We start from the raw sequence: 21,740 nt of genomic DNA on the forward strand, positions 1-21,740 counted from the left end.
GCGGGAGGGTAGTGCGGGGGATTTAATCTGCATAAAGCAAAACCCCCGGCCTGGGCCGGGGGTTTTGTGATCACTCGTCGAGGAAGGAGCGCAAATGCTCGCTTCTCGTCGGGTGGCGCAGCTTGCGCAGCGCCTTGGCTTCGATCTGACGAATCCGTTCACGGGTCACGTCGAACTGCTTACCAACCTCCTCGAGGGTGTGGTCGGTATTCATGTCGATACCGAAGCGCATGCGCAGAACCTTGGCTTCACGGGCAGTGAGGCCGGAGAGAACTTCGCGAGTCGCTTCTTTAAGGCTCTCAACGGTAGCAACATCGATTGGCGACTGCATGGTCGAGTCTTCGATGAAGTCACCCAGATGGGAGTCTTCGTCATCACCGATCGGGGTTTCCATGGAGATCGGCTCTTTAGCGATCTTCAATACCTTGCGGATCTTGTCCTCAGGCATTTCCATGCGTTCGCCCAGCTCTTCCGGGGTCGGTTCGCGACCCATTTCCTGCAACATCTGCCGGGAAATACGGTTGAGCTTGTTGATCGTCTCGATCATGTGCACCGGAATACGGATGGTGCGGGCCTGGTCGGCGATCGAGCGAGTGATCGCCTGACGGATCCACCAGGTGGCATAAGTCGAGAATTTGTAGCCGCGGCGGTATTCGAACTTGTCCACAGCCTTCATCAAGCCGATGTTGCCTTCCTGGATCAGATCGAGGAATTGCAGGCCACGGTTGGTGTACTTCTTGGCGATGGAGATCACCAGACGCAAGTTCGCTTCAACCATCTCTTTCTTCGCGCGGCGGGCCTTGGCCTCACCGATCGACATGCGACGGTTGATGTCCTTGATCTCGGCAATCGTCAAACCGGTTTCGGTTTGCAGCGCGATCAGCTTTTGCTGGCAACGAATGATGTCCGGTTGCAGGCGACCAATGGCTTCGGCGTATTTGCCTTTGCCCTTGGCCAAGCCGTCGGACCAGCTTTCATCGACTTCGTTGCCCGGGAACTGGCGCAGGAAGTCTGCACGCGGCATGCGCGCATCACGAACGCAAAGCTGCATGATCGCGCGCTCTTGCTGACGCAGGCGATCCAGGGCACTGCGAACACGCTCGACCAGGCCTTCGAATTGCTTCGGCACCAGTTTGATCGGCATGAACAGCTCAGCCAGCAGCACCAGTTCGGCAATCGCCGCCTTGTTGCCACGACCGTGCTTCTTCAGCGCCTTGCGGGTGATTTCCATCTGATCGGAGACAGCGCCAAAACGCTGTGCTGCGATGACCGGATCAGGACCGCTTTCGACTTCTTCTTCGTCGTCGGTGCTGGCTTCAGCTTCTTCGTCGTCGGTGTCGTCATCCGCTTTCACGGCTTTCGGATCGACAGGCGGAGGTACTTCGGCTGCAGGCGGCGCAATGCCGTCGTCCGGGTCGATATAACCGCTCAGGACGTCGGACAGGCGGCCACCTTCGGTGGTGACGCGAGTGTATTCGGACAGAATGTGGTCAACCGTGCCAGGGAAGTGCGCAATTGCGCCCATCACTTCGCGGATGCCCTCTTCAATACGCTTGGCGATTTCAATTTCGCCTTCACGAGTGAGGAGCTCTACCGTACCCATTTCACGCATGTACATGCGCACTGGGTCGGTGGTGCGACCAATGTCGGTCTCGACCGCTGCCAACGCTGCTGCTGCCTCTTCGGCCGCGGCTTCGTCAGTATCGGCGTCGGCCAGCATAAGGGAATCCTTATCTGGCGCAACCTCGAATACGTTGATCCCCATGTCGTTGATCATGCGGATGATGTCTTCCACCTGTTCCGGATCTGAAATATCCTCCGGCAGGTGGTCGTTGACCTCCGCGTAAGTCAGGTAACCCTGCTCACGACCAAGTGTGATCAACTCTTTGATACGAGACTGCTGTTGCGCTTTTCCGGACATAACACCCTATCCACTGAAGGTCTTGGCGGGCAAAAAACAAGCCGAGGATTATACCTGAGCTATGACCTCACGCGCCAGTTGAGGTCGGGGTTGATACAGCCATATTGCGTTTTAATAGGTCGCGCATCTGATTTGCGATCTGATTTGCTTCCTCCGCGGTCAGTCCTGGCTGCCTTGCTTTCCTGATTAGTGCTTCCAGGTTATCCGTGTGTTGCGTTGCCGATAACCTAGTAATGGTGTCTAAAAACTGTCGTTCAAGGTTGTCACCGTCAATCAGCCATTCCTTTTCCGCCAATGCCTTGAGCAAACGACCCTGTTCGGTCCCGTGCCAGCGGGCCATTAGCTGGATTGAGTTTAGCTTAGGATTTTTTTGCACGGCTCCGATCAGGGCGACCAGCAGCTGCGCGTAGGTATTGCTCTCATTGGCGAAATGGTCGGCGGTTTCTACCTTGCCGGCCAGATCCGGGTGATGAATGAGCGTGCGCAGTGCAATCAGGGTCGGGGCTTCCACGGCAATCGGTGTGCGTGGTGCGCTCGGCTGATCGCGATCGCCACCTCGCTTGCCATTCTTGTCCCAGGGTTTCTTGTCCCACTTCTTGCCGCCAGCGCCGGGTTTCTTCGGCGTCCATTCCTGCTGCGGCGCGTACATCTCTTGCGCTTGCGGCTGATGGTAGTCGCTGTAATCCGGCACGGCGTCGTAATCGATGCCCGGATCGTAGGCCGGTGGCGCTTCCTGGGGGGCGCTTTGCACCAACTGGCTCATGGCTTCGCCCGTCAGGCCGGTGATTTCGGTCAGTCGCTGACGCATCAGGATGCGCAGGTTGGCGCCCGGGACTTTATCGATCAGCGGCGCAGCGAGGGTGGCCATGTGGGCCTTGCCTTCGAGCGAGCGCGGATCCGATTCCTCGGTCAGTTGCTGGAAGAAATAATCCGCCAGCGGTTGCGCGTGCTGATTGATCCGCGCGCGGAAGGCATCGGTGCCTTCGGAGCGCACCAGCGTATCCGGGTCTTCGCCCTCGGGCAGGAACAGAAAGCGTGCCCGGCGCCCATCCTGCAGGCAGGGCAGCGCCGCTTCCAGTGCGCGCCAGGCGGCATTACGGCCAGCCTGGTCGCCGTCGAAACAGAACAATACGTTGGGCACGACGCGAAACAATCGCTTCAAGTGCTCTTCGCTGGTGGCGGTGCCCAGGGTCGCGACGGCATTGCGCAGGCCTTGCTGGGCGAGGGCGATGACGTCCATGTAGCCTTCGACGACGATGATTTCGTCGAGGTTGCGATTGTTTTTGCGTGCTTCATACAGGCCGTAAAGCTCTTGGCCTTTATGGAAGACCGGGGTTTCCGGTGAGTTCAGGTATTTCGGCTTATCGTCGCCAAGGACGCGGCCGCCGAAGGCAATGATGCGTCCGCGGCTGTCGCGGATCGGGAACATCACGCGATCGCGGAAGCGGTCATAGCGTTTGCCGGTTTCGGCGTTCTCGATCAGCAGGCCGGCGTCGACCATGGCCTTCTGTTGCAGGGTGTCGCTGCTCAAGTGCTTGAACAGATTGTCCCAGCCGGGCGGGGCGAAACCGAGGCCGAAGTCCCGGGCGATTTCGCCGGTCAGGCCGCGACCTTTCAAATAATCCACAGCGGCTTTGCGCGATGGATGGCTTTTCAGCGCCTGCCGGTAGAAGTCTGCGGCGGCGGTGAGCAGCGGGTACAGCGGCGAATCGGTCGGCTGCCGCGGTTTATGCGGGCGGCCGCTTTCTTCGCGGGGTATTTCCATGCCGGCGGCTTTGGCCAGTTCTTCGACCGCCTGGACGAAATCCAGGTTGTCGTGGTCCATCATGAAGCCGAGGGCGTTGCCGCCAGCGCCGCAGCCGAAGCAGTAATAGAACTGTTTGTCGGGGCTGACGCTGAAGGACGGGGTTTTCTCTTTGTGGAACGGGCAGCAGGCGGTGTAGTTCTTGCCGGCTTTTTTCATTTGCAGGCGCGAGCTGACCACATCGACGATGTCGGTGCGGTTCAGAAGGTCGTCAATGAAGCTCTGGGGAATTAGCCCGGCCATGGCGTTCTCGTCATCTGAAATGGACCCAAAACAAAGGCTGGCGAACACGGGGCATTGTTTGAGGCGCGCAAAATGTGCGGCTCGACCGGTGTCGTCTGCGTAATCGCTATCGGGGAGTGTATCTGCCGAAAATCCACTGACGTTAGTACCAATCAGTATTCGACTATTTGAAAGTGTTGCGCTGAAATCCGCTGCGGCCAGTCGATAGCCTCGGATAGCTCATAAGCGGGCACGCAAGAAGGTGCCTTGGGCTGATCGTCGTGAGAGGAATCAGTGGGTGTGCTCGTCAGTAGCCTTGGAAGGCTCGTCAGAAAAGACGTGCACCGCTGGCAAAAGAGCCAGGTCTGACGCTGTGAAGCAGGTTTGTCTCGGTCGCATCGGCGGCGTTGACGGTGAAGCATCAAGCGTTTTACGCAAATGCCATAAGCCCGGCTGAGGGCCGGGCTTGGCAGAAGCTTGCTACGAACGTCTGTGTATTAGTACAGACGAACGGCGCGGCGCTGTTCGCGCTGTACTTTCTTGGCGTGACGCTTAACAGCGGCTGCTGCTTTGCGCTTACGCTCAGAAGTTGGCTTCTCGTAAAATTCGCGGCTACGAACTTCAGCCAGTACACCGGCTTTTTCGCAGGAGCGCTTGAAACGACGCAGAGCTACGTCGAAGGGTTCGTTCTCTTTTACTTTGACGGCTGGCATCCAGAGCTACCTTCATTCATTACCGGGGTCAACATCCTCGCGGCAAAAGAGCACTTGAAGACGTCGGTTTTTAAGGGTTGCGGATGTTAACTCCTCATCGACCGGAATGCAAAGCCTCTGATCGAAAACCGCTAGTCGGGGCATCCCATGGCGACTATTATGCGCGCCTTCGAATTCAGCCTAAACAAGGCGCAAACCCATGCTAGTACTGGGATTAGAAACCTCCTGCGACGAAACCGGTGTCGCATTATATGACAGTGAACGCGGCCTGCTGGCTGACGCGCTATTCAGCCAGATTGACCTGCACCGCGCCTATGGCGGTGTGGTGCCGGAGCTGGCTTCGCGTGATCACGTCAAACGCATGCTGCCCTTGATCCGTCAGGTGTTGGCCGAGGCCGGCTGCGTGCCGACCGAGATTGATGCCATCGCGTATACCGCCGGTCCTGGCCTGGTTGGAGCCCTGTTGGTAGGCGCTTCCTGCGCCCAGGCGCTGGCCTTTGCCTGGGGGATTCCGGCCCTTGGCGTGCATCACATGGAAGGTCATTTGCTGGCACCGATGCTGGAGCCGCAACCGCCACAATTTCCGTTCGTCGCTTTGTTGGTGTCGGGCGGTCATACGCAGCTGGTTCAGGTCGACGGGATCGGCAAATACACGTTGTTGGGCGAGACCCTCGACGATGCCGCCGGTGAAGCATTCGACAAGACCGCGAAGATGATGGGCCTCAATTACCCGGGCGGTCCGGAAATCGCGCGCCTGGCGGAGCAAGGGGTTGCAGGGCGCTTCACTTTCCCGCGGCCGATGTGCGATCGCCCGGGCCTGGCCTTCAGCTTCAGTGGCTTGAAAACCTCGGCCCTGAACACCTGGCAGCAGTGCGTCAGCGCCGGGGACGACAGCGAGCAAGCCCGTTGCGACATCTCGCTGGCGTTCCAGCAGGCCGTGGTGGAGACTTTGACCATCAAGTGCAAGCGTGCCCTGAAAGCGGCGGGCATGAAGCGTCTGGTGATCGCTGGCGGCGTCAGCGCCAACAAGGCACTGCGCACTTCACTGGAAAAAATGCTCGGCGACATGAAGGGCGACGTGTTTTATGCGCGTCCCGAGTTTTGCACCGATAACGGCGCGATGATTGCGTTTGCCGGTTGCCAGCGCTTGCAGGCGGGTCAGCACGAAAGCCTGGCGATCAGCGTGCAGGCACGCTGGCCGATGGAGCAATTGTCGGCGCTGTGATGAGCGGCGCTCATGTGCGGTATTTAAAAATGCCGTTCGCGCCCGGCAAACAGGTCGCGTAGATTGCCGCGATGACGCCAGACGATCAGTGCCGTGAGTGCGCTCATCGGCAGCAGTGCCGCTGGCTCTTGCCAGGCGAGCAATGGCAGGGTCAGCGGTGTGGCGATCAGCGCCGCAAGTGAGCTGGTGCGGGTCAGGTAGAACGTCAGCAGCCAGGCACAGACCGCCAACAAGGCTGCGGGCGGGTAAAGGCCCAGCAACATGCCGGCTGCGGTGGCGACACCCTTGCCGCCGCGAAAGCGGAAGTACAGCGGGAACAGGTGGCCGATAACGGCACATACGCCGATCCAGGCCTGTTCTTGCAGCGAAAGACCGGCAACACCGGCGATCAGCACGGGCAGCAAGCCTTTGCACAAATCGCCGAGCAACGTCAGGACGGCGAGTTTCTTGCCGGCCAGGCGCAACATGTTGGTAGCGCCGGCATTGCCCGAGCCACTCATTCGCGGATCGGGGTTACCGGTCAGGCGGCTGAGCAAAATGGCGAAGGACAGCGAGCCGAGCAGGTAGGCGAGAATCGCCAATAACCAAAACATGCTAACTATTCCGGGCGAGGACGCCCTGATTCTAACGGCGCATTGCGCCCTTGTCGTGCAGCGGAGAGAAGTGCTTGGACAGAGTGTTTATCGAGGGCCTGGAAGTTGACACCGTGATTGGTGCCTACGACTGGGAGCGCGGCATCCGACAATGCCTGCGACTTGATCTGAGCTTCGCTTGGGACAATCGCCCGGCAGCAGCGGGTGACGACCTGACCCTGGCGCTCGACTACGCGAGCGTTTCGTCGCGTATCCAGGCGTTCGCCGAGCAGGCGCAGTACCAACTGGTCGAGACCTTTGCCGAGCGTTTGGTTGAGGTCCTGATGAGCGAATTCAAGATCACCTGGGTGCGCCTGAAGCTGACCAAGCCAGGCGCGGTCCCGGCGGCCACCGGTGGCGTCGGCGTGGAGATCGAGCGCGGATGTCGCTGACTCAGGTGTACCTCGGGCTCGGTAGCAATATCGAGCGCGAATCCCATTTGCAGGCTGGCCTGGAAGCCCTGGCGGGTTTTCTGGTGGATATACGCTGCTCGGCGGTGTTCGAAAGCCAGCCCGTGGGGATAAAGAGCGGCCCGTTCTTCAACTTCGTGGTGTCGGCTTTTACCGACTTGCCGCTGATGGAGCTGGACCGCCGACTGAAATTCATCGAGGCGGATAACGGCCGTTATGCGCCGGACCGCAAGGGTTTGCCGCTGGATATCGACGTGCTGTTGTTCGGCGATTTGGTGGGCAACTTCGACGGTTTGATCCTGCCGCGGGCGGAAATCCTGAAAAACGCCTTTGTGCTGTGGCCGTTGTCGCTGATTGCGCCAGACCGGGTGCATCCGGGTGTAGGCAAAAGCTTCGCGACGTTGTGGGATGAAGCGCAGATTGATCAGGTGTTGGCGCCGGTGGCGTTTGAGTGGCGTGGGCAGCCGTTGACGCCTTCGGATTTGTTGTAAAGCAGATGACGCCTTCGCGGGCAAGCCTCGCTCCTACGGATTTGAGTCGTTTGCAAATTATGTAAACGACACCGTCCTGTAGGAGCAAGGCTTGCCCGCGAAGCTTTTCAGGCAGACGCCGCCTCTTTGTACGCTTTCAGCGCCTTGAGCCGCTCACGTTTGATAGCCTCGCCCAACTCCGGCCCCTTGAATCCCTTCTCCAGCAACGGCTGCACCGCCACGCTTCGGGCTGCAACCGCCGCCCCGCGCAAATAATTCGCCTGTGGATAACTTCTCTGCTCCAGGCCTTTGCGTCCCCGAGCATCCATCTCGCACGCTGCAATAAACTCCTCAAACCGCTGCGGTCGACGGTACACGTCGAAGTTTTGCAGCAACTCCAGCAAGGTTGACGGTTTCAGCTCCAGGGCCCGATGGCCATGGGTGTGATATTGGCCCACCAGCAATGCCAGTTCCTGACAGTCTTTCGGCGCCTTGAACCGTTCGTTCACCGCGTTGATCAACTGCAGGCCCGTGTGCTCGTGGGCGATGTGCCGAGGCCACTCCTCCTTAGGCGTCAGGCCTTTGCCCAAATCATGCAGCAGGCAGGCCCAGCGCACCGTCAGCGGCTGTTTGTGCAGCGCCGCTTGTTCCAGCACGCTCAAGGTGTGCACGCCGGTATCGATTTCCGGGTGATGGGCTTCGGGTTGCGGTACGCCGAACAGCGCGTCGACTTCCGGCATCAGCACGTTGAGCGCATTGCACGCGCGCAGGACTTCGATGAAGACCTGTGGCTGATCTTCCATCAGGGCGCGGGAGATTTCTTTCCAGCTGCGTTCCGCCGTCAATGCCTCCAATTCGCCTGAGCCGCTGAGGTGACGCATCAGTTCCAGGGTCTCGGGTGCAACGGTGAAACCGAGCCCGGCATAGCGCGCGGCGAAGCGGGCAACACGCAGGACACGGAGCGGATCTTCGGCGAACGCGGGGGAAACGTGACGGAGCAGGCGCGCTTCGAGATCGCGCTGGCCGTGGTAGGGATCAGTCAGATTCTGCTGATCGTCTTCGGCCATGGCGTTGATCGTCAGGTCGCGACGGATCAGGTCTTCTTCGAGGGTGACTTCGGGGCTGGCATGGAAGGTGAACCCGCCGTAACCGCGTCCGCTTTTGCGCTCGGTGCGGGCTAGGGCGTATTCCTCACCGGTTTTGGGGTGAAGAAACACCGGGAAGTCCGAGCCCACCGGGCGAAAACCCTTGGCGAGCATTTCTTCGGTGGTGGCGCCGACCACGACCCAGTCGATATCCGTGACGGGCTTGCCCAGCAGGCGATCGCGTACCGCGCCGCCAACTTTATAAATCTGCATAAAAAACCTCCGTTAGCTCGACAGAATAACCGTTGCGCCGAACTTCCGGAGGCAGAAACAGAATCAAAGATGAATGACAGCCAAGTCCAGCCGACCGTAATCCCCCTCGGCATGCTCACTTCTGGGGGGTACGTGATGGACTTTCATCACTTGGTCGCCTTGCAGGGTTTCCAGATGAATGTCGAAGCCCCACAAGCGGTGCAAGTGCTTGAGCACTTCCTCTGTGGACTCGCCCAGCGGTTTGCGGTCGTGTTGCTGGTGGCGCAGGGTTAGAGAGCGGTCGCCGCGCCGGTCGATGCTGTAGATCTGCACGTTGGGTTCGCGATTGCCCAGGTTGTATTGCGCCGCCAGGGTTTCACGAATGGTCCGGTAGCCGGGTTCATCGTGAATGGCAGGGACCAGCAGATCGTCCTTCTGATCGTCATCGAGAATGCTGAACAGCTTCAGGTCACGGATCACCTGGGGTGACAGGTACTGCAGGATGAAACTTTCATCCTTGAAGCTGCTCATGGCGAACTTGATGCTCGACAGCCAGTCGGTGCCGGCGATTTCCGGGAACCAGCGGTAATCCTCTTCGGTTGGGTGTTCGCACATGCGCCGGATGTCCCGGTACATGGCAAAGCCCAAGGCGTAGGGGTTGATGCCGCTGTAGTAGGGGCTGTCGAAACCCGGTTGCATCACGACACTGGTGTGGGACGTCAGGAACTCCATCATGAAGCCGTCGGTGACCAGGCCTTCGTCGTACAAGTCGTTCATCAGCGTGTAGTGCCAGAACGTTGCCCAGCCTTCGTTCATCACCTGGGTCTGGCGCTGAGGATAGAAATACTGGGCGATCTTGCGCACGATCCGCACGATTTCCCGCTGCCACGGCTCCAGCAGCGGCGCGTGTTTTTCGATGAAGTACAGGATGTTTTCCTGCGGTTCGGCGGGGAAGCGTGCGTTATCCTTGTCGCTGTACTTGTCCGCGCCTTTTGGAATGGTGCGCCACAGGTCGTTGATCTGTTTCTGCAGATGCTCTTCACGGTCCTTCTGCCGACGCCGTTCTTCTTCGGCGGAAATCGGATACGGGCGTTTGTAGCGGTCAACGCCGTAGTTCATCAGGGCGTGGCAGGAATCGAGCAGGTCTTCCACCGCGTCGATGCCGTGACGCTCTTCGCACTGCATGATGTACTGCTTGGCGAACACCAGATAATCGATGATCGAACTGGCGTCGGTCCAGGTGCGGAACAGGTAATTACCCTTGAAGAAGCTGTTGTGGCCATAGCAGGCATGAGCCACCACCAGCGCCTGCATGCAGATGGTGTTTTCTTCCATCAGGTAGGCGATGCACGGGTCCGAGTTGATCACGATCTCGTAAGCCAGGCCCATCTGCCCGCGGGTGTAGGATTTCTCGGTGCTGAGGAAGTGTTTACCGTAGGACCAATGGTGATAACCCAGAGGCATGCCGACGGAGGCGTAGGCGTCCATCATCTGCTCGGCGGTGATCACTTCGATCTGGTTGGGATAGGTATCCAGGGCATAGCGGGCCGCCAGGCGACTGATTTCCTTGTCATAGGCCTGGATCAACTCGAATGTCCATTCGGAGCCGGTGGAAATGGGTTGGCGCTTCTGCTCTTTGGCGGTCATGTCACTAACCTGCGCTGGAAGAGTTCACGGAAGACCGGGTAAATATCCCCGGCCGAGACCAGTTGCTGCTGGGCAAAAGTGTCAGAGAAGGCGTCGGCGATGCGTTCGTATTCGAACCACAGGGCCTGGTGTTCGCGCGGGGTGATCTCCACGTAAGTGTAGTACTGCACAAACGGCATGATCTGGTTGATCAGGATGTCGCGGCAGATCGGCGAGTCGTCGTTCCAGTTGTCGCCGTCGGAAGCCTGGGCGGCATAGATGTTCCACTCGTTGCTCGGATAACGCTCGGCCATGATCTCCTGCATCAGTTTCAAGGCGCTGGAGACGATGGTGCCGCCGGTTTCCCTCGAGTAGAAGAACTCTTCCTCGTCCACTTCCCGGGCACTGGTGTGGTGGCGGATGAACACGACGTCGATCTTGTCGTAGTTACGCTTGAGAAAGAGGTACAGCAGGATAAAGAAACGCTTGGCGATGTCCTTGGTCGCCTGGGTCATCGAGCCGGATACGTCCATCAGGCAGAACATCACCGCTTTGGAACTGGGGTTGGGCTGCTTGATGAGCAAGTTGTACTTGAGGTCGAAGGTGTCGAGGAACGGCACCCGATGAATCCGTGCGCTGAGTTTCTCGATTTCCGCTTCGATTTCCTGAATATCGCCGAAGTTGTCTGGTTCTTCCCGCTTAAGTCGCGCCAGTTCCTCTTTGGCGTCGCGCAGTCGTGCCCGGCTGCTGCCGGACAGGGCAATGCGTCGGGCATGGGCCGAGCGCAGGGTGCGGATGATGTTGATCCGCGACGGGTTGCCCTCGTTGCTGATACCGGCGCGAACGGTCTTGAAGGTGTCGGTGCCGGTCAGGTTGCGCTTGACCAGGTTCGGCAGTTCGAGGTCCTCGAACATGAATTCGAGAAATTCCTCCTGGGTGATCTGGAAGACGAATTCGTCCATCCCTTCGCCGGAATTACCGGCCTTGCCGGGGCCTCTGCCGCCGCCACCACCGGGTGGCCGGGCAATGTGCTCGCCGCTGGTGAATTCCTTGTTGCCGGGGTGTACGACGGTCTGCTTGCCGCCTCGGCCGTGGTGAAGCACCGGCTCGTCGATGTCGCGGCCGGGAATGCTGATCTGCTCGCCATGTTCCATATCGGTAATGGAACGCCGGCTGACCGCCTCTTCGACGGCCTTTTTGATGTGATCACGGTAACGCCGCAGGAACCGCTGGCGGTTCACCGTGCTCTTGTTCTTGCCATTGAGACGTCGGTCGATCACATAGCTCATGACTGCTCCTTAGAAGCTGTCCTGAAAGGGGCGAGCGGTTATTGCAGCATCGACCGTGCGAAGGGATGTTCACGCTCCCCCAAGCGCTTTTGGATGCTGCCTGAACCTCGTTACCGACTTTCGAACACCTTCCAGAGGTCTGTGTAACAGAAAAACCGTGCACAGGCCTCTGGCTGACGACAACCGGTCTGACCGGCAGCGCGGGTTACTGTGATTTTCTGACCCGCAGGTACCACTCGGATAGCAGTCGTACCTGTTTGTCGGTGTAGCCGCGCTCCACCATCCTTGTGACAAAGTCGTTGTGCTTCTGCTGGTCCTCTTTGCTGGCCTTGGCATTGAAGCTGATGACCGGCAGCAGGTCCTCGGTGTTGGAGAACATTTTCTTCTCGATGACCACCCGCAGTTTTTCGTAGCTGAGCCAGGTTGGGTTCTTGCCATTGTTGTTGGCGCGGGCGCGCAACACGAAGTTGACGATTTCGTTGCGGAAATCCTTCGGATTGCTGATGCCGGCCGGTTTTTCGATTTTCTCCAGTTCTTCGTTCAGCGCTACGCGGTTGAGGATTTCGCCGGTTTCCGGGTCGCGGTATTCCTGGTCCTGGATCCAGAAGTCGGCGTACAGCACGTAGCGATCGAAGATGTTCTGGCCGTACTCGCTGTAAGACTCGAGGTAGGCAGTCTGGATTTCCTTGCCGATGAATTCGATATAACGCGGCGCCAGGTACTCTTTCAGGAAGCGCAGATAGCGTTCGCGGGTCTCGGCCTGGAATTGTTCCTGTTCGATCTGTTGTTCCAGCACGTAGAGCAGGTGCACCGGGTTGGCGGCGATTTCGTGCGGGTCGAAGTTGAAGACTTTCGACAGGATCTTGAACGCGAACCGGGTCGACAGGCCGTTCATGCCTTCATCCACGCCGGCGTTGTCGCGGTATTCCTGGATCGACTTGGCTTTCGGGTCGGTGTCCTTGAGGTTCTCGCCGTCATACACGCGCATCTTGGAGTAGATGTTGGAGTTTTCCGGCTCCTTGAGACGCGAGAGCACGGTGAACTGGGCGAGCATTTTCAGGGTGTCGGGCGCGCAATGGGCCTTGGCCAGCGAACTGTTGAACAGCAGTTTGTCGTAGATCTTCACTTCGTCGCTGACCCGCAGGCAGTACGGCACTTTGACGATGTAGATCCGGTCGATGAACGCTTCGTTGTTCTTGTTGTTGCGGAAGGTGTGCCACTCCGATTCGTTGGAGTGAGCCAGCAGGATCCCGGTGAACGGAATCGCGCCCAGGCCTTCGGTACTGTTGTAGTTACCTTCCTGAGTGGCGGTCAGCAAGGGGTGCAGCACCTTGATCGGCGCCTTGAACATTTCGACGAATTCCATCAGGCCCTGGTTGGCCCGGCACAGCGCACCCGAGTAGCTGTAGGCGTCAGCGTCGTTTTGCGGGAATTCTTCCAGTTTGCGGATATCGACCTTGCCCACCAGCGCCGAGATGTCCTGGTTGTTTTCATCCCCAGGTTCGGTCTTGGCCACGGCGATCTGGTTGAGGATCGATGGATAGAGTTTCACCACCCGGAACTGGCTGATGTCGCCGCCGAATTCGGCCAGGCGTTTGGTCGCCCATGGCGACATGATGGTGTTCACATAGCGCCGTGGAATGCCGAAGTCTTCCTCGAGGATCGCGCCATCTTCAGTGGCGTTGAACAGACCCAAGGGCGATTCGAATACCGGGGAGCCCTTGATCGCGTAGAAGGGCACTTTCTCGATCAGCTGCTTGAGCTTCTCGGCCAGGGACGATTTACCGCCACCGACGGGACCGAGCAGATAGAGAATTTGTTTCTTCTCTTCCAGGCCCTGGGCGGCATGGCGGAAATACGACACGATCTGGTCGATGCATTCTTCCATCCCGTGGAAGTCTTCAAAGGCCGGATAGCGGCGTATCACCTTGTTGGAAAAGATTCGCGACAGTCTCGAGTTGGCCGAGGTGTCGAGCAGCTCCGGTTCTCCGATGGCCAGCAGCAAGCGCTCGGCGGCGGAAACGTAGGCGCTGCGGTCCTTTTTACACAGCTCCAGGTACTCTTGCAGCGAGAGTTCTTCCTGGCGTGTGGACTCGAAGCGTTGTTGGAAGTGGCTAAAGATACTCATGACGTCACCTCGCTCGATACGTGGAGCCGACGCCGGATCATTCAGTCGATGCTGGCAGCCACTGGATATGCAGTCGCTGTTTACCCCCCAGAACTCTTTCGCAGCTGACCGCCCCGAAAGCTACTCCCGATGACCCGCGCGCCGGTGTACCGGCTCTCCCCTGTTTTGGATGGCCTGCGCTTAAGGATAGTTGCTTATTCGGGAGGTAAAGGCGAGATACGTAATTAGTTGTGGCAGACCGTTCGTCTGCCACCGCGCGAGCCCGCGGGGGCCGGGGCTTGCGCGTTACAAAAAAATTATTCGGAGGTGCCTTGCGCCGTTTCCGAAGGATAAGTCGTGCGCCACAGCTCAAAACCGCCATCCATGCTGTAGACGTCGGAGAAGCCCTGGCTGATCAGGTACGCCGCGGCGCTCTGGCTGGAATTACCGTGATAGCAGACCACGACCGTCGGTGCATCAAGGTCGGCGGCGCGGATGAAATCCGAGATGGAAACGTTGTCCAGATGCTTGGAGCCGGCGATGTGCAGCGCGGCATAGGTTTGCGGATCGCGGACATCGACCACCACTGCGCCTTGCTCGCGCAGGGCCTGGGCCTGTTCTGGGGGGATACGTTTGAATTCGCTCATGGCGGGCTCCTGTGGCTCGGCTGAAAGCGCAGTCTAGCGCTGGGCGCTGGCTGACGTTTGTTCGGGAATGGGTGGGGCGACTGACGGCTTGGCGTTACCTTGCTCGTCGCATTTGCAGCTCAGGCGCTCGAGGGTGTCGACGTTCATCAGGGTCAAGGCACCGCCCCAGACGCAACCGGTGTCGAGGGCGAAGACGCCTGGCTCATCGCACTTGCCTTCAAGGGCTGCCCAATGGCCGAAGATAATCTTCAGGCCTTTGGTCTTGCGCTCCTTGTACTTGAACCACGGGGCATAACCCGGTGGCGCGGTGTCGGCGCCTTCCTTGCCCTTGAGGTCGAGCTTGCCTTCGCTGGTGCAGAAGCGCATGCGGGTGAAATAGTTGGTGATGACTCGCAAGCGTTCAACACCGGTGAGGTCACTGTTCCATTTGCTCGGCTCATTGCCGTACATGCCATCCAGATAGGGCGGGAACAGGTTGTCGTCGCGCAGGGCGGCTTCGACTTCACCGGCACACTTCAAGGCTTTGCGCAGCGACCATTGTGGCGGTATGCCGGCGTGGACCAGGGCGATGTCGCGCTGTTCGTCGTAGTGCATGAGTTTTTGCTGGCGCAGCCACTCCAGCAGTTCCGCGCGATCAGGCGCTTCGAGGATTTCGCGCAAAGTGTCGTTTTTCTTCAGGCGCTCGATGTTGTGCCCGGCGGCCAGCAAGTGCAGGTCATGGTTACCGAGCACGCACACCAGCGATTCGCGGAGGCTATAGAGGAAGCGCAAGGTTTCCAGTGACTGCGGGCCGCGGTTGACCAGATCGCCCACCAGCCACAGTGTGTCCCGGGCAGGGTCGAAGGCCACTTGTTTGAGCAGGCATTGCAACGGTTCGAGGCAGCCTTGCAGGTCGCCGACGGCGTACGTTGCCATCAGTGCAGGGCTCCGGGCACCGCCAGCCGGAACGGGGCGATCACGGCGTCGAAGTGCTTATCGTCGTCGGCAATCATCTGATAGGTGCCTTGCATGGTGCCGACCTTGGTGGTCATCACCGTGCCGCTGCTGTAGGTATGGCTTTCTCCAGCCGGGATCAGCGGCTGCAATCCCACGACGCCCGCACCGCGAACCTCTTCCACATGCCCGTCACCGTCGGTGATCACCCAGTGCCGCGACAACAATTTGGCCGGTAGCTCGCCATTGTTGTGAACGGTGATGGTGTAGGCGAAGGCAAAGCGGTTGTGCTCGGGTTGCGATTGTTCTGCCAGATAGCGGGTGACGACGCTGACGTCGACCTGATAACGAGGATCGGACATGCAAGAGGCCTTAAAAACGGAGCGGGACGCGGGGCGTAGCTGATGGGATTCAGTCTAGGCCAAGTATCGGGTAGTAAACCAGACATCGCGTCCGGCGTCCTACCCGATCACGCTCATCGCCTGTCAGTCGGCAGCAGGAGCCTGCAGGACTTGTTCGCTGAGCTTGTCGGCCAGGCGCACGAAAGCGGCTAGGTCGAGTTGCTCGGGACGCAGGCTGCCATCGACGCCGGCGGCTTCGATCTCGTCGTTGCTCAGCAGCAATTTGAGGGTGTTGCGCAGGGTCTTGCGGCGCTGGTTGAAGGCTTCGCGCACGACGCGCTCCAGCAGCTTGTGATCCTTCGCCGGGTGCGGCAGTACGTCGTGAGGCACCAGGCGCACGATGGCCGAGTCGACTTTCGGCGGCGGATTAAACGCGCCAGGTCCGACGTTGAACAGGTGTTCGACCCGGCAGTGGTACTGAACCATGATCGACAGACGACCCCAGTCACCGCCGCCAGGCCCTGCCGCCAGACGCTCGACCACTTCTTTCTGCAGCATGAAGTGCATGTCGCGAATGATGCCGGCGTTGTTCAGCAGGTGGAAAATCAGTGGGGTCGAGATGTTGTACGGCAGGTTACCGACCACACGCAGGCTGTTCGGCGCGGCATTGAGGCTGTTGAAGTCGAACTTCAGCGCGTCGCCCTGGTGCAGGTTGAAGTTGTCCTTACCGGCGAATTGCTGGTTGAGGATCGGGATCAGGTCCTTGTCCAGTTCCACCACGTCCAATTGCGCACCGCTGTTGAGCAGGCCTTGGGTCAGGGCACCCTGGCCCGGGCCGATTTCCAGCAGGCGGTCTTCGGGTTTGGCGCGGATGGCGCGCAGGATGCGGTCGATAACGCCGGCATCGTGCAGGAAGTTCTGGCCAAAGCGTTTGCGCGCCTTGTGTTGGTAATGCTCGGTCATAAACGGGTCTCGGCCATCTGGTAGGCGGTTTCCAGGGCGACTTGCAGGCTGCCGGTGTCGATTTTTCCGCTACCGGCCAGGTCCAGGGCTGTGCCGTGGTCCACCGATGTGCGGATGATTGGCAAGCCGAGGGTCACGTTGACTGCCGCGCCGAAGCCTTTGTACTTCAGCACCGGCAGGCCCTGGTCGTGGTACATCGCCAGCACCGCGTCGCAGTGCTCCAGATATTTGGGGGTAAACAGAGTGTCGGCGGGCAGGGGACCGCGAAGGTCCATGCCCTCGCCGCGCAGGCGCTCTAAGGTGGGTTCGATGATGTCGATTTCTTCATGGCCCAAGTGTCCGCCTTCTCCGGCGTGGGGGTTGAGCCCGCACACCAGGATACGCGGCTGGGCAATGCCGAATTTTTCTTGCAGGTCGGTGTACAGAATCCGCGTGACCCGTTCCAGGCGCTCCGGGGTGATTGCATCGGCAATCTCGCGCAGCGGCAGGTGAGTGGTGACCAGCGCCACGCGCAATCCGCGGGTGGCCAGCATCATCACCACTTGCGCGGTGTGGGTCAGGTCGGCGAGGAATTCCGTGTGTCCGGAAAAAGCGATCCCGGACTCGTTGATCACGCCCTTGTGCACTGGTGCGGTGATCATCCCGGCGAAATGCCCGTCCATGCAGCCTTGGCCCGCGCGCGTCAGGGTTTCCAGGACGAACGCCGCATTGGCCTTGTCCAGTTGCCCGGCCGTGACCTTGGCGTTGAGCGGGGTATCCCAGACATACAGGCTGTTGGCCGGAGCCGGAGCATCCGGCCAATTGCCCGGGGTGACCGGCAGCATGTCGACGACCACGCCCAGCTGCGCGGCCCGCTCGATGAGCAGGTCGCGGCTGGTAATGGCAATCAGGGGATGTGGCTGGGCTTGCGAGGCGAGCAGCAGACACAGGTCGGGACCTATGCCGGCCGGTTCGCCGGGTGTCAGCGCGAAACGCTTCGGTTTCACTGCGCTGCCTGGTCTGCACCAGGGAGTTTGATCTCTACGTACGCTTCGTCACGGATCTGACGCAGCCAGGTTTGCAGCTCTTCGTCGTATTTGCGGTTACGCAGTACGGTCATTGCTTGCTGCTCGCGGGCCTGGCTGGTGCTGTCGGTAGCGCGACGGCCAAGGACTTCCAGGACGTGCCAGCCATATTGGGTCTGGAACGGCTTGGACAGCTGACCTTGCGGGGTCTTGGCCATCACTTCGCGGAACTCGGGCACCAATGCGTTCGGGTCGATCCAGTTCAGGTCGCCGCCGTTGAGGGCGGAACCCGGATCTTCCGAGAAGCTTTTCGCCAGTTCGCCGAAATCTTCGCCCGCTTCGATTCGGGTGTAGAGCGACTGGGCCAAAGCCTTGGTTTTAGCTTCGTCACGGATCGGGCTAGGTTTGACCAGGATGTGACGCACGTGCACTTCGTCACGCACCTGGGTCTCGCCGCCACGCTTGTCGAGGATCTTCAGAATGATGAAGCCGCCCGGGGTGCGCATTGGCTGAGTGATGTCGCCGACAGCCATGGTGCTCAGCATGCGATCGAACGGAGGTGGCAACTGGGCCGCTTTGCGGAAGCCCATGTCGCCGCCTTCCAGTGCGGTTTCGCTGGCGGATTTGGCGATTGCCAACTGACCGAAGTCAGCGCCTTGCTTGAGTTGCTGATACACCGCGTCCGCTTGTTTGGCTGCAGCCTGAATCGCATCGGAGTTGGCGCTTTCCGGCGTAGGAATCAGGATGTTGGCCAAACGGAATTCTTCGGACAGCTGCATTTTGCCCAGGTCGGACGCGAGGAAGTTCTTCACTTCCTGCTCGGACACCTGGATGCGCTCGGCTACCCGGCGCTGACGCACACGGCTGATGATCATCTCGCGGCGAATCTGGTCACGGGCGTCGTCGTAAGACAGACCGTCGTGGGCCAGGGCGGCGCGGAATTGATCGATCGACATGTTGTTGCGCTGGGCAATGGTGCCGACGGCCTGGTTCAGTTCTTCATCGGTAATGCGGATGCCGGAACGTTCGCCGATCTGCAATTGCAGGTTTTCGACGATCAGGCGCTCCAGTACCTGCTGATCCAGCACGCTGGCCGGCGGCACGGCAGTACCGCGTTTGGCGATGGTTTGCTGAACTTCGTGGACCCGTTGGTCCAGTTGGCTCTGCATGACCACGTCGTTGTCGACGATGGCCACCACTTTGTCGATGGACTGTACCGCGGCGTTAGCCGCGGTACCCAGGAACAGCGCGCCCAGCACTAGCGGGCGCAGACAATCAGAAAGCTTGGTCTTCACGTTCACGATAACCTTGAATGCCTTTGTCGAGGAAGCTCTCTACCTTGGCGCCGGTGAGGCCGCCGAGTCCCTTCAGAACAATTTGGAGGAAGACGCCATGGTCGCCTTTTTCGTTTTCTGGCGCGTTTTGACTGAATTCGTCATAGCTGACCCAGTAACGGTTGATCAGGCGCAGTTTCCAGCAGCAGTTGTCGTACTCGAAACCACCGAAGGCTTCCAGGGTACGGTTGCGGTTGTAGTCATACTGCCAGCGGCTGATGGCGTTCCAGTGCGGCACGATCGGCCACATCACCGAGAAGTCGTGCTGTTGGATCTTGTAGTAGTCCTTCACGTAGCCAGGTTGTCCCGGGGTGCCGTAGTCACCTCCGCCCACCGACCATTTACCGGTGTTCTGGTCGTAACGGACCTGGTCATTGCGATAGCGATAGCCGGCGTTGATGATCTTGTTCGGATTGTCTTCAGGCTGGTAGTGGAACATTGCGCTACCCGAGCGAGGGCTGCGACTGTCCGGGTCCCAGTTGTAATCGGCGGTGGTGCGCCAATCGCGGTTCCAGCGATATTCGTATTCCAGCGCATACGGTGAAACGTTGGCGTGTGCGTCGTCGCGGGTTTTCGCGTCGATGCCCGGCAACTGGACTTCGCGGTCCTTGAAGTACAAGGCCTGGCCGACACTGATGCGTTGACGTTCGAAACCGTCGTCTTCGATCCAGCGGTTGGTCACGCCCAGGGACAATTTGTTCTCGTCACCGACACGGTCGGAGCCGGAGAAGCGGTTGTCGCGGAACAGCGACGCATAGTTGAAGGTGTATTCGCTGGTGTCGAATACCGGAATATCTTTCTGGTCTTCCTCAGGTACATAGAGGTAGAACAGGCGCGGTTCCAGGGTCTGGCGGTAATTCTTGCCGAACCACTGGGTATTGCGGTCGAAGTACAGGCCGCTGTCGATGCTGGCAATCGGAACGCCGCGGTTTTGGCTGCTGCCGAAAGTGCCGTTGACCCTGTTTTGCTCAGCAGTCTGATTGGCGATGGTGTTCTTGCCGGTGCCGTCCAGATCCAGCTGATACTGGGTGTACTGGTACTTGAGCGATGGCTTCAAGAACCCGTAGGTCCAATTCATCGGCAGGCTGACACCTGGCTTGAGGTTCAAGCGATCGCCGTTCGCGCGAGCGAGACCGGTCACGTTGTTATCAAGGCGCGGCTCAACGGTCGTGCCGTCTTCATTGGTGAAGGTGCCGTCTTTCAGGTCTCGGTCGAAACGGACAAGTTCTGTCTCGTAATCGAAGTCCAGACCTTCCGGATGATAAGGCAGCTGGCCATTGAAGGTGATCTGCGGCAAACGATCGTATGGCGTGATGTTCGAAACGGTCGCCAGCTGATAAGCCTGGGCGTTTACCGCTGCGGTATAGCTATCGCCACGGTACGTTACGGAAGCCTGCTGATTCACGTAATCTGCGCTTTTCACGCCAATCTGGTCAGTCTGCAGATCCTGGAAGTAGTACGGATCGCTGATCTTGGTGTAGTCGACCTGCGTGAGCACACGCGAGTCGAGGCCACCCTTGTGCTGCCAGTTGTACATGTAGCGGGTTTTTTCGTAATCGGTCTGCTTGCTGCGATCGGTGTTGTCGTCGTTGAGGTACGCGGCGCCGAACTGACCTTCGCTGGACTTGGTCAGGTAACGGAACTCGCCTTCCACCAACATGCCACGCTTGCTCATGTAGCGCGGGTACAACGTGGCATCGTAGTTCGGTGCCAGGTTGAAGTAGTACGGGGTGACCAGCATGAAACCGGTATCGCTGCCGGTGCCGATGGTCGGCGGCAGGAAACCGGATTGGCGACGGTCGTCGATCGGGAAGTAGATGTACGGCGTGTACAGGACCGGAATGTCCTTGACCCGCAGTGTCACGTTGGTCGCGGTACCGAAGCCGGTGGCCGGGTTCAAGGTGATGTTGTTGCCCTTGAGTTGCCAGGCGTTGCTGTTCGGTTCGCACGTGGTGTACGTACCATCCTTGAGGCGGATGATCGCGTTCTCGGCACGCTTGGCGTACAGCGCGTTACCGCGGATACGGGATTTGTGCATCACGTATTCGGCGTTGTCGACCTTGGCTTCACCGGTGTCGAGCTGCACGTCGGCGTGGTCGCCGACGATCAATGCGCCGTTGTCGCGAATGCGCACGTTACCGCTCAGTTCGCCACGGCTCTCGGCCTGGTACAGACTGGCTTCGTCGGCTTCGGCCTGCATGCTGCCCTGACGCAAAACCACGTCACCGGCCAGCGTGCCGACCTGATCTTCGGTGTTATAGCGCGAAGCTTTCGCGCCGATAAAGGTCGGAGCGTCACTTTTATTCGTCTTGTCATTCATGCCAGGACGAATGGGTTCGATATAGGAACCAGAGCAGTAAGGACCGGTTTCGGCCAACTGCGCAGCAGTGAGCTTCTCGCGCGGAACCCAGTCGAGGTGACTGTAGTCTGCGCTACGGGACTTCAGGCCACGGCCCTTGGACTCGGTAACGAGTACAGGCTTGGCGCCGGTGTCTTCGCTGGAGCCGTTCTGGGCTGGAGCTTCGCCGTTCGCGGTGGCTGTTGCGCTGCCGTCATGGACGGGTCGCGGCGGCAAGGCTGCTGCCGGCGACTTGGGCGCACAGTCCCAGGCACCCGAAGCAGAGACTGAGCAGTCATACTGTTCCGCGGCGACCACGTAGGAAGTGGCTAGGGGTTGCAGGGCCAGCAGACTGCCGGTAACCAACAACGGAAATTTTTTACGAAACGCGGGGGATTTCAATGCCATCTTATTAGTCCGGGCT

At 59.3% G+C, this 21,740-nt stretch carries 18 protein-coding genes; 3 read left to right on the forward strand and 15 right to left on the reverse strand.

Annotation, left to right across the window (positions count from 1 at the left end):
- Positions 1 to 70 precede the first annotated feature (70 nt).
- From rpoD to rpsU, 3 genes are all read right to left on the reverse strand, one after another.
- Positions 71 to 1,921 (reverse strand): RNA polymerase sigma factor RpoD, encoded by a 1,851-nt coding sequence (gene rpoD / locus HKK52_RS23545; protein WP_169372801.1) that lies wholly within the window; start codon positions 1,919 to 1,921, stop codon positions 71 to 73.
- 67 nt (positions 1,922 to 1,988) lie between these two features.
- Positions 1,989 to 3,968, reverse strand: a complete 1,980-nt coding sequence (gene dnaG / locus HKK52_RS23550; protein ID WP_169372802.1) for a DNA primase — start codon at positions 3,966 to 3,968, stop codon at positions 1,989 to 1,991.
- Between the two features lie 476 nt (positions 3,969 to 4,444).
- On the reverse strand, positions 4,445 to 4,660 hold the full coding sequence (gene rpsU / locus HKK52_RS23555; RefSeq protein WP_002551877.1) for a 30S ribosomal protein S21: 216 nt from the start codon (positions 4,658 to 4,660) through the stop codon (positions 4,445 to 4,447).
- A gap of 199 nt (positions 4,661 to 4,859) precedes the next feature.
- Here rpsU and tsaD point away from each other — a divergent pair, with 199 nt between their 5' ends.
- Positions 4,860 to 5,885, forward strand: coding sequence for a tRNA (adenosine(37)-N6)-threonylcarbamoyltransferase complex transferase subunit TsaD (gene tsaD / locus HKK52_RS23560; RefSeq protein WP_169372803.1), 1,026 nt, complete (start codon positions 4,860 to 4,862; stop codon positions 5,883 to 5,885).
- A gap of 23 nt (positions 5,886 to 5,908) precedes the next feature.
- On the opposite strand, the gene plsY is transcribed toward tsaD, so the two are convergent.
- The gene (gene plsY, locus HKK52_RS23565; protein WP_169372804.1) at positions 5,909 to 6,478 is read right to left on the reverse strand and encodes a glycerol-3-phosphate 1-O-acyltransferase PlsY; all 570 of its coding nucleotides are present in this window, start codon (positions 6,476 to 6,478) and stop codon (positions 5,909 to 5,911) included.
- Positions 6,479 to 6,552: 74 nt separating this feature from the next.
- Between plsY and folB the strand changes: the two genes are divergently transcribed.
- Positions 6,553 to 6,909 carry a dihydroneopterin aldolase gene (gene folB / locus HKK52_RS23570; protein ID WP_007980224.1) on the forward strand — a complete coding sequence of 119 codons (357 nt, stop codon included), beginning with the start codon at positions 6,553 to 6,555 and terminating at the stop codon, positions 6,907 to 6,909.
- Positions 6,900 to 7,418, forward strand: a complete 519-nt coding sequence (folK, locus tag HKK52_RS23575) for a 2-amino-4-hydroxy-6-hydroxymethyldihydropteridine diphosphokinase (RefSeq protein ID WP_169372805.1) — start codon at positions 6,900 to 6,902, stop codon at positions 7,416 to 7,418. The genes folB and folK overlap by 10 nt, the downstream gene beginning before the upstream one ends.
- Before the next feature lie 107 nt (positions 7,419 to 7,525).
- Here folK and HKK52_RS23580 read toward each other — a convergent pair whose 3' ends face one another.
- The 11 genes from HKK52_RS23580 to HKK52_RS23630 all read right to left on the reverse strand — a co-directional run bounded on the left by HKK52_RS23580 (position 7,526) and on the right by HKK52_RS23630 (position 21,724).
- Positions 7,526 to 8,755, reverse strand: a complete 1,230-nt coding sequence (locus HKK52_RS23580) for a multifunctional CCA addition/repair protein (protein ID WP_169372806.1) — start codon at positions 8,753 to 8,755, stop codon at positions 7,526 to 7,528.
- 63 nt (positions 8,756 to 8,818) lie between these two features.
- A complete protein-coding gene (locus HKK52_RS23585; RefSeq protein ID WP_123513053.1) occupies positions 8,819 to 10,381 on the reverse strand; it encodes a SpoVR family protein in 1,563 nt (520 codons plus the stop codon).
- Entirely contained in the window at positions 10,378 to 11,649 is a 1,272-nt protein-coding gene (locus HKK52_RS23590) for a YeaH/YhbH family protein (protein ID WP_169372807.1), read from the reverse strand. Before HKK52_RS23590 ends, HKK52_RS23585 begins: the two co-directional genes overlap by 4 nt.
- Before the next feature lie 205 nt (positions 11,650 to 11,854).
- Entirely contained in the window at positions 11,855 to 13,777 is a 1,923-nt protein-coding gene (locus HKK52_RS23595) for a PrkA family serine protein kinase (protein WP_054044143.1), read from the reverse strand.
- A 296-nt stretch (positions 13,778 to 14,073) separates the two neighbouring features.
- Positions 14,074 to 14,403 carry a thiosulfate sulfurtransferase GlpE gene (glpE, locus tag HKK52_RS23600; protein WP_149659573.1) on the reverse strand — a complete coding sequence of 110 codons (330 nt, stop codon included), beginning with the start codon at positions 14,401 to 14,403 and terminating at the stop codon, positions 14,074 to 14,076.
- 33 nt (positions 14,404 to 14,436) lie between these two features.
- Complete coding sequence (locus HKK52_RS23605; protein WP_169372808.1) at positions 14,437 to 15,318, reverse strand: symmetrical bis(5'-nucleosyl)-tetraphosphatase; 882 nt, start codon at positions 15,316 to 15,318, stop codon at positions 14,437 to 14,439.
- Positions 15,318 to 15,698, reverse strand: coding sequence for a Co2+/Mg2+ efflux protein ApaG (apaG, locus tag HKK52_RS23610; RefSeq protein WP_169372809.1), 381 nt, complete (start codon positions 15,696 to 15,698; stop codon positions 15,318 to 15,320). The genes HKK52_RS23605 and apaG overlap by 1 nt, the downstream gene beginning before the upstream one ends.
- 123 nt (positions 15,699 to 15,821) lie before the next feature.
- Positions 15,822 to 16,640 carry a 16S rRNA (adenine(1518)-N(6)/adenine(1519)-N(6))-dimethyltransferase RsmA gene (gene rsmA / locus HKK52_RS23615; RefSeq protein ID WP_123513043.1) on the reverse strand — a complete coding sequence of 273 codons (819 nt, stop codon included), beginning with the start codon at positions 16,638 to 16,640 and terminating at the stop codon, positions 15,822 to 15,824.
- A complete protein-coding gene (pdxA, locus tag HKK52_RS23620; RefSeq protein WP_169372810.1) occupies positions 16,637 to 17,626 on the reverse strand; it encodes a 4-hydroxythreonine-4-phosphate dehydrogenase PdxA in 990 nt (329 codons plus the stop codon). Before pdxA ends, rsmA begins: the two co-directional genes overlap by 4 nt.
- Positions 17,623 to 18,939, reverse strand: a complete 1,317-nt coding sequence (surA, locus tag HKK52_RS23625) for a peptidylprolyl isomerase SurA (RefSeq protein WP_169372811.1) — start codon at positions 18,937 to 18,939, stop codon at positions 17,623 to 17,625. The genes pdxA and surA overlap by 4 nt, the downstream gene beginning before the upstream one ends.
- Positions 18,920 to 21,724, reverse strand: a complete 2,805-nt coding sequence (locus HKK52_RS23630; RefSeq protein ID WP_169372812.1) for an LPS-assembly protein LptD — start codon at positions 21,722 to 21,724, stop codon at positions 18,920 to 18,922. Before HKK52_RS23630 ends, surA begins: the two co-directional genes overlap by 20 nt.
- Between the last annotated feature and the right edge of the window lie 16 nt (positions 21,725 to 21,740).

The sequence above is a fragment of the Pseudomonas sp. ADAK2 genome (genome assembly GCF_012935755.1).
Classification (GTDB): domain Bacteria; phylum Pseudomonadota; class Gammaproteobacteria; order Pseudomonadales; family Pseudomonadaceae; genus Aquipseudomonas.

Excerpts from the sequence above, each read along its gene's own strand:
- rpoD (WP_169372801.1), bottom strand. The coding sequence starts at position 1,921 with ATGTCCGGAAAAGCGCAACAGCAGTCTCGTATCAAAGAGTTGATCACA.
- dnaG (WP_169372802.1), bottom strand. The coding sequence starts at position 3,968 with ATGGCCGGGCTAATTCCCCAGAGCTTCATTGACGACCTTCTGAACCGC.
- rpsU (WP_002551877.1), bottom strand. The coding sequence starts at position 4,660 with ATGCCAGCCGTCAAAGTAAAAGAGAACGAACCCTTCGACGTAGCTCTG.
- tsaD (WP_169372803.1), top strand. The coding sequence starts at position 4,860 with ATGCTAGTACTGGGATTAGAAACCTCCTGCGACGAAACCGGTGTCGCA.
- plsY (WP_169372804.1), bottom strand. The coding sequence starts at position 6,478 with ATGTTTTGGTTATTGGCGATTCTCGCCTACCTGCTCGGCTCGCTGTCC.
- folK (WP_169372805.1), top strand. The coding sequence starts at position 6,900 with ATGTCGCTGACTCAGGTGTACCTCGGGCTCGGTAGCAATATCGAGCGC.
- HKK52_RS23580 (WP_169372806.1), bottom strand. The coding sequence starts at position 8,755 with ATGCAGATTTATAAAGTTGGCGGCGCGGTACGCGATCGCCTGCTGGGC.
- HKK52_RS23585 (WP_123513053.1), bottom strand. The coding sequence starts at position 10,381 with ATGACCGCCAAAGAGCAGAAGCGCCAACCCATTTCCACCGGCTCCGAA.
- HKK52_RS23590 (WP_169372807.1), bottom strand. The coding sequence starts at position 11,649 with ATGAGCTATGTGATCGACCGACGTCTCAATGGCAAGAACAAGAGCACG.
- HKK52_RS23595 (WP_054044143.1), bottom strand. The coding sequence starts at position 13,777 with ATGAGTATCTTTAGCCACTTCCAACAACGCTTCGAGTCCACACGCCAG.
- glpE (WP_149659573.1), bottom strand. The coding sequence starts at position 14,403 with ATGAGCGAATTCAAACGTATCCCCCCAGAACAGGCCCAGGCCCTGCGC.
- HKK52_RS23605 (WP_169372808.1), bottom strand. The coding sequence starts at position 15,318 with ATGGCAACGTACGCCGTCGGCGACCTGCAAGGCTGCCTCGAACCGTTG.
- apaG (WP_169372809.1), bottom strand. The coding sequence starts at position 15,698 with ATGTCCGATCCTCGTTATCAGGTCGACGTCAGCGTCGTCACCCGCTAT.
- rsmA (WP_123513043.1), bottom strand. The coding sequence starts at position 16,640 with ATGACCGAGCATTACCAACACAAGGCGCGCAAACGCTTTGGCCAGAAC.
- HKK52_RS23630 (WP_169372812.1), bottom strand. The coding sequence starts at position 21,724 with ATGGCATTGAAATCCCCCGCGTTTCGTAAAAAATTTCCGTTGTTGGTT.